Annotated in this window: 13 protein-coding genes; 5 read left to right on the forward strand and 8 right to left on the reverse strand. The window is 34.5% G+C overall.

Annotated elements, in window-relative coordinates:
• The first annotated feature begins 692 nt into the window (after positions 1 to 692).
• The 3 genes from Anndu_RS08710 to Anndu_RS08720 all read left to right on the forward strand — a co-directional run bounded on the left by Anndu_RS08710 (position 693) and on the right by Anndu_RS08720 (position 3,605).
• Entirely contained in the window at positions 693 to 1,985 is a 1,293-nt protein-coding gene (locus tag Anndu_RS08710) for a hypothetical protein (protein ID WP_464103993.1), read from the forward strand.
• Between the two features lie 43 nt (positions 1,986 to 2,028).
• Positions 2,029 to 3,150 (forward strand): iron-containing alcohol dehydrogenase, encoded by a 1,122-nt coding sequence (locus Anndu_RS08715; protein ID WP_464103994.1) that lies wholly within the window; start codon positions 2,029 to 2,031, stop codon positions 3,148 to 3,150.
• A 257-nt stretch (positions 3,151 to 3,407) separates the two neighbouring features.
• Positions 3,408 to 3,605 (forward strand): hypothetical protein, encoded by a 198-nt coding sequence (locus Anndu_RS08720; protein WP_464103995.1) that lies wholly within the window; start codon positions 3,408 to 3,410, stop codon positions 3,603 to 3,605.
• Between the two features lie 10 nt (positions 3,606 to 3,615).
• On the opposite strand, the gene dprA is transcribed toward Anndu_RS08720, so the two are convergent.
• The 8 genes from dprA to trxA form a co-directional block, all read right to left on the reverse strand.
• Positions 3,616 to 4,791 (reverse strand): DNA-processing protein DprA, encoded by a 1,176-nt coding sequence (dprA, locus tag Anndu_RS08725; RefSeq protein ID WP_464103996.1) that lies wholly within the window; start codon positions 4,789 to 4,791, stop codon positions 3,616 to 3,618.
• A 44-nt stretch (positions 4,792 to 4,835) separates the two neighbouring features.
• The gene (locus Anndu_RS08730) at positions 4,836 to 5,030 is read right to left on the reverse strand and encodes a hypothetical protein (protein WP_464103997.1); all 195 of its coding nucleotides are present in this window, start codon (positions 5,028 to 5,030) and stop codon (positions 4,836 to 4,838) included.
• 71 nt (positions 5,031 to 5,101) lie between these two features.
• A complete protein-coding gene (gene def, locus Anndu_RS08735; RefSeq protein ID WP_464103998.1) occupies positions 5,102 to 5,668 on the reverse strand; it encodes a peptide deformylase in 567 nt (188 codons plus the stop codon).
• 153 nt (positions 5,669 to 5,821) lie between these two features.
• Positions 5,822 to 6,403 carry a Uma2 family endonuclease gene (locus Anndu_RS08740; protein WP_464103999.1) on the reverse strand — a complete coding sequence of 194 codons (582 nt, stop codon included), beginning with the start codon at positions 6,401 to 6,403 and terminating at the stop codon, positions 5,822 to 5,824.
• A gap of 81 nt (positions 6,404 to 6,484) precedes the next feature.
• Positions 6,485 to 7,801 carry a four-carbon acid sugar kinase family protein gene (locus tag Anndu_RS08745; protein ID WP_464104000.1) on the reverse strand — a complete coding sequence of 439 codons (1,317 nt, stop codon included), beginning with the start codon at positions 7,799 to 7,801 and terminating at the stop codon, positions 6,485 to 6,487.
• Between the two features lie 104 nt (positions 7,802 to 7,905).
• Positions 7,906 to 8,499 (reverse strand): orotate phosphoribosyltransferase, encoded by a 594-nt coding sequence (gene pyrE / locus Anndu_RS08750; protein WP_464104001.1) that lies wholly within the window; start codon positions 8,497 to 8,499, stop codon positions 7,906 to 7,908.
• A gap of 312 nt (positions 8,500 to 8,811) precedes the next feature.
• Complete coding sequence (locus Anndu_RS08755; protein ID WP_464104002.1) at positions 8,812 to 8,955, reverse strand: high light inducible protein; 144 nt, start codon at positions 8,953 to 8,955, stop codon at positions 8,812 to 8,814.
• A gap of 177 nt (positions 8,956 to 9,132) precedes the next feature.
• Complete coding sequence (gene trxA / locus Anndu_RS08760) at positions 9,133 to 9,450, reverse strand: thioredoxin (protein ID WP_464104003.1); 318 nt, start codon at positions 9,448 to 9,450, stop codon at positions 9,133 to 9,135.
• Positions 9,451 to 9,560: 110 nt separating this feature from the next.
• Between trxA and Anndu_RS08765 the strand changes: the two genes are divergently transcribed.
• Both Anndu_RS08765 and Anndu_RS08770 read left to right on the forward strand, forming a co-directional pair.
• Positions 9,561 to 11,261 (forward strand): iron uptake porin, encoded by a 1,701-nt coding sequence (locus tag Anndu_RS08765; RefSeq protein WP_464104004.1) that lies wholly within the window; start codon positions 9,561 to 9,563, stop codon positions 11,259 to 11,261.
• Between the two features lie 511 nt (positions 11,262 to 11,772).
• A complete protein-coding gene (locus tag Anndu_RS08770) occupies positions 11,773 to 13,560 on the forward strand; it encodes a hypothetical protein (RefSeq protein WP_464104005.1) in 1,788 nt (595 codons plus the stop codon).
• Positions 13,561 to 13,564: the final 4 nt, after the last annotated feature.

Genomic DNA, 13,564 nt, shown 5'->3' on the forward strand with positions numbered 1-13,564 from the left:
TTTAGATAATTAAAAGATCTAATAATAATTAGTGATGATGATCACAGTAAAATTAATAAATTCATGTTATCTTAATATTGATCAAAAATAAATATTTTAACCTTAAACAAATATTACATTAGTAATATTATACCAAGATATAGTATATCCCAATAGGTTATGGCAAATTAATTAATTTTAAAAAAAGTGCTAAAGCCTTGTTATGAGGAACAAATAATCAATAACAAATTTAAAAAACTTTTAAGCTTATTTGCTAAGACTAATTGGTGAGTGCTATATCTTTTCTTAAAACCATTGTTTAAAATTTGTTGAAGATTTGAATTAATCAAATTAACTTTAATTTAAAAAATATTAACAAACTATTACAAAAAAAAGTATAATAAAAGATTATAATAAGAATAGGTAATTTTTATCTGTTGACAATTGACAATGAATTAGGATAAAAAAAGCCAAAAGGGAAAAAAAATAAAAAAATTCCTGATTTTTCAATCTTCTACTTTTAAGTAGGGGTTATTGTTAAAGGTTAATTGTCAAAGGTTAATCGTCAATTGTTGAATCAACATTAGATCATAATCACAATTGGATCATAATCATAATGATAAACTCCATCTTTTTAATCATCAATTTAAAACTGACAATCGCTAAAAATTTTCAGTTAATTTTCTTATGGAAATGAGGGAGGATAAAAGAGGGTGAATCAATTAAATCATAGCAATTATCTTAACAAAAATCGCACGGAGGAACAGCAACTGTATGATTATTTTATGTTTGTAGTACAGAATGAGTCTCCTAAGGATGTTTTAGATAATTTTCGCACAGTGTTTTTAGATGGATCAAGTCAGAAAAATGAATTAATTTATAGTGTTTTAGAAAAACTGTTAAAGGGTGAAAATATTGAGCAAAATTATAAATTTATTTTAAATCGTTGTTGCCATATTTTAATTAATAGATGGCAAATGCAAACTCATACACAAAGTGCCATCCCTGAGTTGGTAAATTTATTTGAGGTTATTCGTCCACCCCGCCCCAATACACCCCGCACGACTTCTCAAATACGTCAATTAGCAAAGGATTTTATTAATACTGAGCAATTTTTAGCCTTAAAAAGATTGGCTAGAATTATTGATCAAGGTAAGAGTAAAAAAGATAATGAAAAAGCTCAAGTTGGTCATTTAATTAATCGTTATCCCTATTTATATGAACATTGTTTATTAACTGAAGATAGCAGTTATGAACATCAATTAACAGTAAGAACAATTCAAGCTAAAATTCAACATAAATTTGAATTAGATCTATCTCATTATGTGGCTTATCAAGTTAGATTAGCACAACTGGCACGTCAACTTAATTCTGTGCCAAAAGCTCAACAATTATTACAAGGAAAACCTTTATATAATCCCACTTTATTAACAGAAAGGGAATTAGGAAATGCTTTAAAACAGTTTACAGGCAGAGTGCAGGGAGGTTATAGTTATCGGGATCTTTCTAAAAGTTTTTTATCCCATTCAATTCAATTAACCACTTATGAACATTTTAAAGATGATTTATATGAATATTTAGTAACATCTATTGATCCAGTTTATGGCAAAAGAAAATTTAATGAGCGTCTTTATCATGTAATTCAAGATATTTTACCCCAATGTAATGATAAAAAGTTAGATCAATTTTTACTTTTGCGCACATCTTCCCAACTATTAAATTTTTTAGTAGTAACGGGTAAAACTAATCCTAATCATTATGTTTTTGTAGATTTAATTACTAATTTAGGCCCGACTTCAACCGTTGGTTTATTATTAAAAGTTGTCTTACTTTGTAATAAGGTAAAACCCTATTTAGAAAAAAGATTTTCGATTTTATTTAATCATTATGAGTCTTCAACGGAGGAGGGTGTACCTTGGTTAATTCAATCTTTAGAAAATTTACATATTGCTTTAAGTGTTCATTTTGGTCAAGCTGATGTTTCTTGTTTACGACAAATTATGTAATATAATTAAGCTTTAAGGGATCAAATTTCAAATTTTAATTACTATGACTAAAACTAAAACTAAAACTAATAATAAAACCGTCACAACTCCTTTCCATTTAGCTATTTCTCCCGCTCAAGTAATTAAAGGTCATGATATTTTATTACAGTTAAGTGATCAATTGGCTGTGTTTGGTTCTCGCCCCGTGATCATTGGCGGCGATCGCAGTTTAACACAAGTTCAACCCCACTTAGAAGCAATTTTGAAAGAAAATCAACAAAATGGTAAGGTCTGCACCCCCGTTCAAGAATGCTCTGAACAGACCCTAGAATCAATTAAAACCGAGGTTAAAGCCCATCAAGGTGATTTTTTAATTGCAGTAGGGGGAGGAAAGGTTTTAGACCTATCCAAATTAGTCGCCCATCAGTTAAATTTGCCCATTGTCACCATTCCCACTTCTGGCGCTACCTGTGCCGGATGGACTGCTCTATCTAATATTTATAGCGATCAAGGGGCTTTTCAATATGATGTAGGTTTAAAATCTTGTCCCAATCTCTTAATTTTAGACTATAGTATCATCGCTACCTCCCCCCAAAGAACTTTAATCGCAGGGATCGGCGATGCGATCGCCAAATGGTATGAAGCTTCAATCAGTAGTGGAGATTCTACCGCAACTTTGACCGTAGCGGCCGTACAACAGGCCAGAGTCTTAAGGGATCTACTCTTTCAAGAATCAGTTAAAGCCCTCGAAAAAATTGGCACACAAGACTGGTGTGAAGTAGTAGACGCAACGGTATTATTAGCAGGATTAATCGGAGGATTAGGAGGAGCAAATTGTCGCACCGTGGCCGCCCATGCGGTGCATAACGGTTTAACCCATATTCCTAGCGCCCATCATGCTTTACACGGTGAAAAGGTGGCCTATGGTATCTTAGTACAATTACGCCTTGAAGAAATGATCCAAAATAATCAATTGGCCGTTTCTACCCGTCAACAATTATTACAATTTTACCAAGAAATAGGCTTACCAAAAAGTTTAGAAGATTTAGGTTTAAAAAATGTAACTTTAGAAGAATTACGTCATTGTGCCAAGATCACTTGTTTACCCCAATCTGACATTCATCGTTTACCTTTTAAAGTTAATGCTGAACAGTTGATCGCCGCAATGGTTTCCACAGAAAACTAAATTTAAGTAATAAGTAATAATACCATTTTTCTAAAGTTGTGATATAGATATTAATGGAGTAAATCCCCCTTAAAAGGGGGATTTGGGGTGATCGTAAGTTAATTAAATCTTGATCAAATTGGCATAAGTAATAATTCAGTATCATAATTAACAGTGATTAAAGAAAAAAATTATTAAGCTGTGTAAACATTTCTTTAAACTTTACCAAAAAAGTTAAAATATAATTAATAATTAGGATCAGGAGTGAAAGAAAAATTATGTTAGTAATTGTCACCGATCAACAAATCTTTTCTCCAGACAAAATATGTCAAGGTTGTTTAATGGCCGATCATCACGGTTCACCCCGTTGGCGTAATGGGAAACTTTCTTGCGGTCAATCTTTAGGTAAAATAGATCAAAATCACCCTGCTTTATTTCAGTGTCAAATGGGTTTTAAATTAGCTAATATTGAATAATTATTATTGATTAATTTCTTCTGTAACGCATTCCGGGAAGTTGGGTTACTATTCCCATCAATTCTAGTTGTAATAACATTCCTGATACCTCCCCTGAAGAAAAACCCGTTTTTTCTACTATTAGATCAAATGGCGTTTCTGCCTCTGTTAAATTATCAAATATTTTTTGTAAATTTGGCTCTAATTGCGGTAAATTAACTTGATTTTTCTGAGTATAATCTGTTTTTATGTCTTCATAATTATCTAAATGATTTAATAAAGATAGTTGTTGATACTGATTAAATGGGTCTAAATTAGGAATATCTCCTAACATTTCAATTAATTCATCTTCATGAATGATCATAGTTGCACCATCATGAATTAATCTCAAACAACCTTTAGCCTCCTCAATTTCAGGAGAATTGGGCAAAGTGTAAATATCCTTATTAAATTCTAAACCATAACGAGCGGTGATTAACGCTCCCGATCGCTCTGGGGCTTCCATAATTAAAATAGCACGGGAAAGGGCGGCGATAATGCGATTACGGGCAGGAAAATTATTTCGAGCCGGGGCTACTCCATCGGGATATTCACTGAGGATCAGCCCTTGTTGCCGGATCTGTTGATGGAGTTGACGGTGTTGGGAAGGATAAACTTGATTAACTCCTGTTGCCACCACTGCAATGGTTCTTGCTCCACCTTTTAAAGCACTTTGATGGGCTTCTCCGTCTATGCCTAAAGCCATGCCTGAAACGATGGTAAAGCCTCTTTTGGCTAGGGCATAACTAATTTTTTGTGTCCATCTTTTACCGTGTTCTGTGGGGTAACGAGTGCCTACTATTCCTACCATTGGCCTCATCCCTTTATTTTCATGGGGATCCACTTGACCTAAATAATATAAAATGGGGGGCGGACTGGGAATTTCTAATAATAAACGGGGATATTCTGGGTCTGTTGGTGTCCAAAAATGAGGATTCTGTTTTAAGTGAGCCTCATAAATTTGCAGGGGATTTAACTGCGATCGCTGTGTCATAATATTATCAATGATTTTACCCCCTAAACCTTCAACTTCTCGCAAAGAATGACGATCAGCCTCCCAAGCCTCACTTAAATTACCAAAATGTTGATAGATGCGGTGCAATAAAATCGCACCTACACCTTTAATTTTCGTCCATGCTACCCAATAAATTCTGTCTTGATTAGTCATTGGTTATTTAGAATAATGAACAGGCAAGATGCCTGTATTACTGTTTACTGATTGGCTCTGGCATCCATAACAGCAGTCCAAAAGAAAATTATTGTTAAAGGAATGGTAATAATTAGGATGAAAATAGTATTATTACTTCCTAAATCTGGAGTTCCAGACGTTAATTCAAAAACACAACCAACGGCGGCGATCGCACTGATACAAGACATTAATAATAAAAGGCCACTTTTGGGAGTCATTCCCATAATTTTTTGCTCCTAAATAATTGGTTATTTGTGGTTAGTTATTGGTTATTTGTTAAATGTTAATTTTAATTTTTTACTTTTTCTACCGCATTGACTGAAAAGCCTTTTTTCGTCAATTCTTGAGTTAAAAGAAGGTCATTTTCTACTCGATCGACAAACATAATTCCATTTAAATGATCCATTTCATGTTGAATCACACGGGATAACAAATCATCCGCTTTTAACTTACAAGGGCGGCCATTTTCATCTTTATAACTAACTTCAACTACTTTAGGGCGAGTAACATCTAAATAAACCCCCGGAATGCTTAAACAGCCTTCTTCGACTACACACATTTCCTTACTATAACCAACTATTTGAGGATTAATCAAAACTAAAGGTTGATTTTCAGGATTTTGGGGATCACAGTCTACGACTAAAACTTGTTTATTGATGCCAACTTGAGGAGCGGCCAAGCCGATCCCATCACGACTATACATGGTTTGTAGCATTTGGCGCACTAACTTACGAATTTGATCATCTACTTTTGCCACCCGTTTTGCTGGTTGACGTAAAACTCGATCGCCGAGATAGTGCATATCAAGGGGGGGATTTTCTAGTTTTTTCTTTTCGATTAAAAGAGTTGAAGACATAATATTAATTTTAAATAAGGATTAATAAGAATTATGATCATTATAACTTTAAATAGACAAAATGATCAAATATGATTGGTCATTGCTGATCAAAAAAATTAGATAAATTAGTTTAGATCATAATTTTATTTTGATCTAAACTAATTTTACTCATCAGGAAAAATCCACTTTATCATAAATATCAATTAAAGAAATTTCAAAATTAATTTTATCAAAATTAATTACATCTTGTTCGGTTTTATATTCCCTAAATAACCATTGATTTTTGTCAGTTTTGCTATAATGTTCTACCTGTAATTTATATTGATCAATTAATAAATATTCAGAGAAACTATCAAGACTACGATAGGCCGAAAATTTATCATCTTTATCATAACTACGGGTAGATTTAGAGAGAACTTCAATAATAATATAAGCATTAATTAAAGTATCTTTTCTACCTTCTTGAAATTGTAAATCATCCTTAATAATCATAATATCAGGATAGGTATAAATTTGATAATCAGGAATCCAAAGACGCTGATCCGCAACAAATACTTGAAACGGCTGTTTTTTGAGGGCAAAATTCAAAGCCGCATATAGGTTTCCAGCTATTTTATTATGATTAGGTGTACCACCAGTCATTTTAATAATTTCTCCTTTAATATATTCATGACGTTCACTACTATTAATTTCTAAATCTAAATATTCATTAATAGTATAAGTTTTTGGTTTTTCTAAAACGGCAGTTGTCATAATATTTTTTCCATAAGGTATGAATTTATAATAGCATTTTTTTTTGAGTGAGGCAAAGGGTTTTAAACCGTTGAAAAAAAGCTATTTTAACCTTTGATAAACAGTGGCTAAACCTTGATCATCCCCCACATTTCCCGGAAATAAAACCACAGGTAAATTAGGGAATAAAGGATGATTTTTTTCTGTACGAACTACGGAAACTCCTGCTAAAATTTGCCCTAATAAACGGGCTTTTCTTAAGCTTAAACCCGTACTTAAAACATCATTAGAAGTGATACCTCCTTTACTAATTAAAAAGCCAATTTCTGAAGGTAAATTTTTCACAATGTCCATTAAAAAATTAGACACTTCTACCCCAAAATCTAACCTTTTTTGGATATTTTCAAAAGTTAATTCTCCTCGACTGGTATAAATAACTGGAGTTTTATTTTCTTGATAAACTTGATTTATTTTTGTTAAAACTTCATCGAGTAAACTTTGTCTATTTTCAGGATGATCTTTAAGTTTAATCACTTCAACTTCAACCCCTCTTACATCAGGTTCTTTTAATAAACATTCTAACTGTTTAGTTGTTTTTTGAACATGGGAGCCAACTAATACAATTCCGGGTTTATTTGTGGGTTTATATTCGGCCATTTTTTCCGCAGAAATGGGTTGTTTTCCTAATTTTGCTAAGGAAGTTAATAAACTGGCCGCACTCCTAAATAAAAAGCGTTTACCCTGCGCCGTAGCTGATAAAATATCACTAGCAAATTGATCAAAATCACCTTGTTTTTCCCCGTCAACTACCCCACAATGATTATGATTTAATTTTAATAAACGCTCTTTGACTCCTTGACGAATTTCACTTAATAAAAATCTTTCAACTTGATTAGATTTAATTCTACTTTTCGTTTTTTCTTCTACATAATCCGGTAAATAACTATTATTATATCCAAAAACTGAATCCTTAGCAAATTCAGTTTTTTCCACAGGAGTTAGAACTCCATCTATTAACAAATAATGAATACTATCTTTAGTAATTCTACCACCTTCAAAGAAAGCCGGAGTTAAAAAATGTGCATCAAATTGACCTAATTCTTCTGCAATAACATCAGTTTCGATCGGATAATGTCCCCTTAAAGTTGAGTCAGATCTACTAACAACTAAAAAATCTTTAATTGCTTCTTTTTCTAACGCAATTTTTAAATTGTGACAAACTTCTCTGGTGGTACTTTCAGCCTGTTGAGGAGTCATAGATCTAGTATTAGTTAACACGAAAAAAATAGGACAAGAATCTCTCAATCCTAACTGTAAAGTTTCCACATCCCACTGCATTAATAATAAACAACTATGAACAGTTTGAGACCCTGTAGGATCATCATCAAGAACAATTATTTTTGGTTGATTTTCTAACATTTATTTTTCTCTATATTTATTTTTAATAAAAATTTAATTATCTTAATTATTTCTTATTTCAAATTAATTGTCAATTCCTATACTTATTACTTATTATTAATTAATTATTTCAAAGTTTTTGCCCTAGCTTGAAGATCAGTGATCGCAAAAAGAGCCTCAAACTTTAAGCCCTTTGACTGATATAACTCAGCCCCTCCCTGTTGACGATCAACTAAAGCGATCACCTGTTCTACTTGATAACCCGCATTCTGTAACCGTTCCACCGCCTGTAACGCCGACTGGCCGGTGGTGACAACATCTTCTAATACCACAACTTTCGCGCCCACAGCCAGAGTTAGCCCCTCAATATAAGCCTGTGTGCCATGGCCTTTGGCCTGTTTACGAATAATTAAAGCCGGAATATTGCGATTTTCATAGGCAGAAACCACACTCACCGCCGAGACAATGGGATCAGCCCCTAAAGTTAAACCCGCTACGGCCGCCGTATCTTCAGGTAACATTGCTAAAATTAAACGCCCTAAAGCTAAAGCCCCTTGAGGCTCTAAAGTAACTTGTTTACCATTAATATAATAAGAACTTTTTTGACCAGAAGAAAGAGTAAAATCTCCTTCTTGATAAGCTTTTTGAATGAATAAATCTAATAAAAATTCTTTTAGTTCAGCTAAATTTGCTGTGACGGGAGAAATAGAAACAGTCATTGGTTGATAGTTTTTCTAATAATTTAATTGGATTGAGTCCCTACATTTTAGCTTAATTTTCGTCAATTTACTGATAGTTTAAAACAGACTTATCAATTAACAACAAAAAAAGAGTTTTGCCTGAACAAAACCCTTTTATAGGAGAGGAGAAAAATTTTATTGATGAAAAATTTATGACGACTGATAGTTAATTAAGATGTAAAAAAGAAAAAGTAAAGAAAAAATTAATAAATAAAAAGAGAATAATGACAATTACCTAAAAAGGTTTCAAAGTTCGATTTCTTCACTTTACTCTTAACATCTTTGGAAAGATTACATAATGCCTAATTGGGCTAAAATGCCTTTTCCAGTAATTAACTCAGTTAATAAGCCAATGGTAAAACCTAGCATTGCTAAACGGCCATTCCAATTTTCAGCAAGATCGGTAAAGCCGAATTTGGTTTTTTGATTATCCATGAGATGAACCTCCAAGAGTTACTATTAAATGTCACCTAAGTCAAGTTGTTGTTATTTAACTTAACATAGATATAAAAAAAGTGCAACATTTCTTTACATTTTTTTTGGGGTCATCTCACAAAAAAAACCCTCTAAGGCAAGAGGGGCTTGGCATCAGGGGAAAAAAAAACAAATCAATCAAATGTAAGTTTGTAAATATTGAATAATCTGATGAGCTTGAGCCACCCCTTCGATCTGATTAATCGGTTGACCATTTTTGAATAAAACTAAAGTAGGTAAAGCCTTAATATTAAAAGCAGAAGCAATTTTCGGGTATTTATCCGTATCAATTTTTATAATCTGTACTTTTGATCCCATCACGGTGTTAACCTGTTCTAATACCTGTGCCATCATTTGACAAGGGCCGCACCAAGTTGCATAAAAATCAACCAAGATAGGAATTTGAGACTGGGAGATCATTTCGTGAAAAGAAGAAAATTCTTTTTTAATGGCCATAATTTTTGATCCTTGTTGAGAATTATTATATATATTTAATTGTAAGTAAGGTGTAACGTAAGATCAAACGCTGATCCACTTAAATTAAAATTGAGGAGTGTTCATTTTTTATGAAGAAATCAAAATTAATCGAAAAACGATTATCTTCCCTTGTCGTCTTTTCTCTTTTTAGTCTGGGGATTTTCCCCAATTTAGCTAGTGCATCAGAAGAATTAACCCCAAATTCTGAGATTAAAACGGTTAACACAGAAAATCTTAACTTTAATTTTGAGCCTATTTCCTTACAAGAAGCCCTTAACGCTTTTGAAACTGACAATTCAATGGCTCAAGTTAATAGTGTTAATCAGTTACGAGATGTCACCCCTCAAGACTGGGCTTATCAAGCACTCAGAAATTTAGTTGAAAATTATGATTGTTTAGAAGGTTATCCCGATCGCACCTTTAGAGGCGATCGCACCATTACCCGTTATGAGTTTGCGGCCGGCTTGAATGCTTGTTTAGATAAAATTCAACCATCCCAAGAAGGAGTCTCAGAGCAAGATTTAGATACTTTAACTAGATTAATTCAAGTTTTTCAAAGCGAACTTGATACCCTTGGCACAAGAGTAGATAATTTAGAAGAAAAAGTCGCTAATCTTGAAGAAGAACAATTTTCCACTACGACTAAACTATTTGGCCAATTCATTCTAGGCTTACAAGGCCGCACCGATAATAGTTTTACCAGTGCTTTTCGCTTTGATGATGGCGACACCGAAATTAACACCATTACCAACACCCAGTTAAGTTTATTTACCCAATTTAGCCCTCGCAGTATCTTATTAACAGGGTTAAGTGGGGGATCGGGTGCTAGTGTCATTAATGGGCCAGCCCTTGGTAATTTTGTGCGCTTAGGTTATGAAGGAAATAGTGGAAATCAAGTTAGCCTTAGTGATTTAACTTACCGTCATTTAATCGGGAATGACTTTTCAATGGTAGTAGGCGCGGCCGGAGTTAGCAGTGTTAACGTCTTCCGAGGCCCTAACCGAGTGGAAAGTTCAGGTTTTGGGCCTTTATCCCGTTTTGCCCAAAGAAACCCGATCATTAACGTGGGATCGGGGGGTGCGGGAGTTGGTTTTGACTGGCAGATGGGCGAAAGATTGAGTATGCAAGGGGTTTACTCCACCGGAACAGCTAATAATTCCACCCAAGCAGGTTTATTTGGAGGGGATAACGGCACAACCACTTTAGGCGTACAATTAATTGCCACCCCTGTGGATGATCTCGATCTTGCCTTTCAATATGTCAATGCCTATTCACCCTTGGGTTTTCTGGGTACATTTGTGGGAGATGATCCCGTGGCCTATTCTACAGGGGGCAGTCGTGCGCCCATTAATACCGATGCTTTTGGTGGCTCAGTTGACTGGCGCATCATCCCTCAAGTCACTTTAGGCGGTTGGGTAGGCTATACCACCTCAACTTTAGAAAGTGCCGCCGCAGATGTGGATACTTTCAACTGGATGAGTTATTTAACTTTTCCTGATTTATTTGCCGAAGGTAATCTCGGAGCGATTTTTGTCGGTCAACCTCCTAAAATTACCGAAAGTAACCTCCCCCTCGGTGTCAATGTGCCTGATTTTCTCAATAATGGTAATTTTGCTTCTGCTCCCGGAGGCCAACCCTCTACGGCTACCCACATCGAAGCCTTTTACCGTTTTAAAGTTAGTGATTATATTAGTATCACCCCCGGTTTGATCGTGGTCTTAAATCCGGGTCATAATAGTGCGAATGATACCATTACCATTGGTGCAATTCGCACTACTTTCACCTTCTAAAAATTGCCTAAACTGACTATTTGATTTTGATTTAATCAAATTTAGTCAGTTTCTCAAATGTGTAGTTTTGTTTTAAATTGAATAAAATGAAAAATTTTTTCTCAAAAAAGGGAACTCTAAAAATAAAAGAAACGTCCCTAGCCATTAAATGGTGATCTAATAAGTTAGGGAAGCTTCTTCACAAAAATTAATTTTAAATTGCATCTGACAAGATCATTTTCTGCTAGATTAATTAACTTTTAATTAGACTTAATCAAGTCAGTAAATTTACTTAGGCAATCGGTTAAAAGTTATTCTGATAGACAGAAATACGGAATCATAAGTTCCTGAAAACAAAAAAAAAGATCGTAAAAAGTTTTTCTTCCTTCAAGAATTTAACACTTAATCAAAATTAACAAAAAACTTTTTACAAAGTGAGCAAGTTCAATTTGAAACTAAATAAATATTGATTGCCACCGATTTTTTGTTGTACTCAATTTGCATTTTTTATAGTTATTTGGAGTCTTCAATTATGTTTTCTAAATCAAATGTTTACGCTTTAGGCTTAGGTTTAATTAGTTCTGTTTCCTTTGGTTTAACGGGAGTTAATGCTCAAATTAGTGTGACGGGTGGCTCAATGACGGGTCAAGCCGCTTTTTTTGTACCCAATCAAATTACAGGTGGCAATGGTATTAGTCTTTATGGTGTCAGTGTTCAAAGATTAAACCTACAAACAGATCAAGGCCATACCAGTCGGGCTGTTTTTAATGCAGTTAATTCTAGTTTTACGGATGTCAACGCCAATGGACTACCCGATCGCAACGATACGGGCATTTTACAGGGTAATTTATCGGGAGTTGCCTTTTTAAATGGTTCTCCCGTTGGTTTTACCAATCGTCCCACCGAGTTAGAATTTACTTTAAATTCTTTTGATTCTCTTTTAAATTTTAATGGAACTTTAGCATCCCCCGAAAATTTTAATTCAAAACTATTTTTACCCGATCCTCTTCAATATGAAGGGGATCAAGGTGTTCTTCAATTGGGTAATTTTGGAGCTAATTTAGATGGTGGTTCAATTGGTTTACCTAATAGCTATCGTTTTTCTGATGGTACGGCTATTAGTAATAACAATAATCTTCAAGGTTCAGCTTTAAGAGTTAGATTTCAGTTTAGAGGTACTAATGTTACCCCCGAAGAAGGTACTCAATTAGACCCAAATAGTCCCATGAGCGGCACTGAAGCTGAACAACAAGAGAATGGGATCGTCTTTATAGGTGAAGCCAATGATAAATTCCAAGTGCAAACTGTTGGCACAAGAGGCATCCCAGAATTTAAAACTCCTGCTAATGCCACTGGAACAGTGGCGATCGCTATTGGTGATATTTCTCAATCTAACTTAAATGGGGAATTTGATCTAACTCAACCTTTAAATTACAGAATTGAAGGGGAAGCTTTAAGCGTATTCAATCTTTTAGATGATTCTTTTGTCGCAACTTTAGGTAACGCACGGCGCGATACTAAATTTAGTTTTGAACAACTGTCCACAGGTGCAAGTTTACAAGGGCGTAGTGATGGTTTTGTTGCCTTTGCTGGTTTACCCGAAACCGAGAATTTCAGACAAAGTTTAGAAGCGTTAGATGCCCAATCTGTTCTTAGTACATTAGATCCCGATAATTGTGTGGTTTGTTCATTAGGAGAATTAAATCCTGAATTTTCTGATTTAATTGGCGAAGCATCGGAGGACGATGCTTCTGGTATTATCATTAATGAGCGTGATCGTCATCGTCATCGTGATCGCATTCGGGATGATGATCGAGATGATGATAATACTAATGTTGAAGTGATCGGCGGTGATAACTCTGAAGTTGGACAAACTATTTATTTATTAAGTTTAACCACTGCTGATCAACCTCGTATTGTGGTGGTTTTATTAGGGGGCGATCGCTACTTTGTCCCAGTTCCTGGTACTCGGGGACGGGGACACGGCCGTGGTCTGGCTTTAGGTCGCCGTGATCGTGATCAAGTGGTGGTGTTTAAACAGATCGGGCCTTCTTCTCGTATCTTTCCGGGTCAAGTTTCGATCGTTGAAATAAATCTTGAAGATTTACCTCAAGGTTTTGCCCAAGCCCTCGAAGAAGTATTACAAGATCAGGGTTTAGTGGCTACTAATGTTACGATCAATAATACCACCATCAATAATAATACTGAAGTTAATGTTAATGGTAATAATAATGAGGTTAATATTGATAATAATGTGGAAAATACTAACACCACAACGGAAACCGAAACTCCAACCAATCAAATAGAAGGACAAAATTAATTAA

Source organism: Annamia dubia NIES-4383 (assembly GCF_055394725.1).

Excerpts from the sequence above, each read along its gene's own strand:
- Anndu_RS08715 (WP_464103994.1), top strand. The coding sequence starts at position 2,029 with ATGACTAAAACTAAAACTAAAACTAATAATAAAACCGTCACAACTCCT.
- Anndu_RS08720 (WP_464103995.1), top strand. The coding sequence starts at position 3,408 with ATGTTAGTAATTGTCACCGATCAACAAATCTTTTCTCCAGACAAAATA.
- dprA (WP_464103996.1), bottom strand. The coding sequence starts at position 4,791 with ATGACTAATCAAGACAGAATTTATTGGGTAGCATGGACGAAAATTAAA.
- Anndu_RS08730 (WP_464103997.1), bottom strand. The coding sequence starts at position 5,030 with ATGACTCCCAAAAGTGGCCTTTTATTATTAATGTCTTGTATCAGTGCG.
- def (WP_464103998.1), bottom strand. The coding sequence starts at position 5,668 with ATGTCTTCAACTCTTTTAATCGAAAAGAAAAAACTAGAAAATCCCCCC.
- Anndu_RS08740 (WP_464103999.1), bottom strand. The coding sequence starts at position 6,403 with ATGACAACTGCCGTTTTAGAAAAACCAAAAACTTATACTATTAATGAA.
- Anndu_RS08745 (WP_464104000.1), bottom strand. The coding sequence starts at position 7,801 with ATGTTAGAAAATCAACCAAAAATAATTGTTCTTGATGATGATCCTACA.
- pyrE (WP_464104001.1), bottom strand. The coding sequence starts at position 8,499 with ATGACTGTTTCTATTTCTCCCGTCACAGCAAATTTAGCTGAACTAAAA.
- Anndu_RS08755 (WP_464104002.1), bottom strand. The coding sequence starts at position 8,955 with ATGGATAATCAAAAAACCAAATTCGGCTTTACCGATCTTGCTGAAAAT.
- trxA (WP_464104003.1), bottom strand. The coding sequence starts at position 9,450 with ATGGCCATTAAAAAAGAATTTTCTTCTTTTCACGAAATGATCTCCCAG.
- Anndu_RS08765 (WP_464104004.1), top strand. The coding sequence starts at position 9,561 with ATGAAGAAATCAAAATTAATCGAAAAACGATTATCTTCCCTTGTCGTC.
- Anndu_RS08770 (WP_464104005.1), top strand. The coding sequence starts at position 11,773 with ATGTTTTCTAAATCAAATGTTTACGCTTTAGGCTTAGGTTTAATTAGT.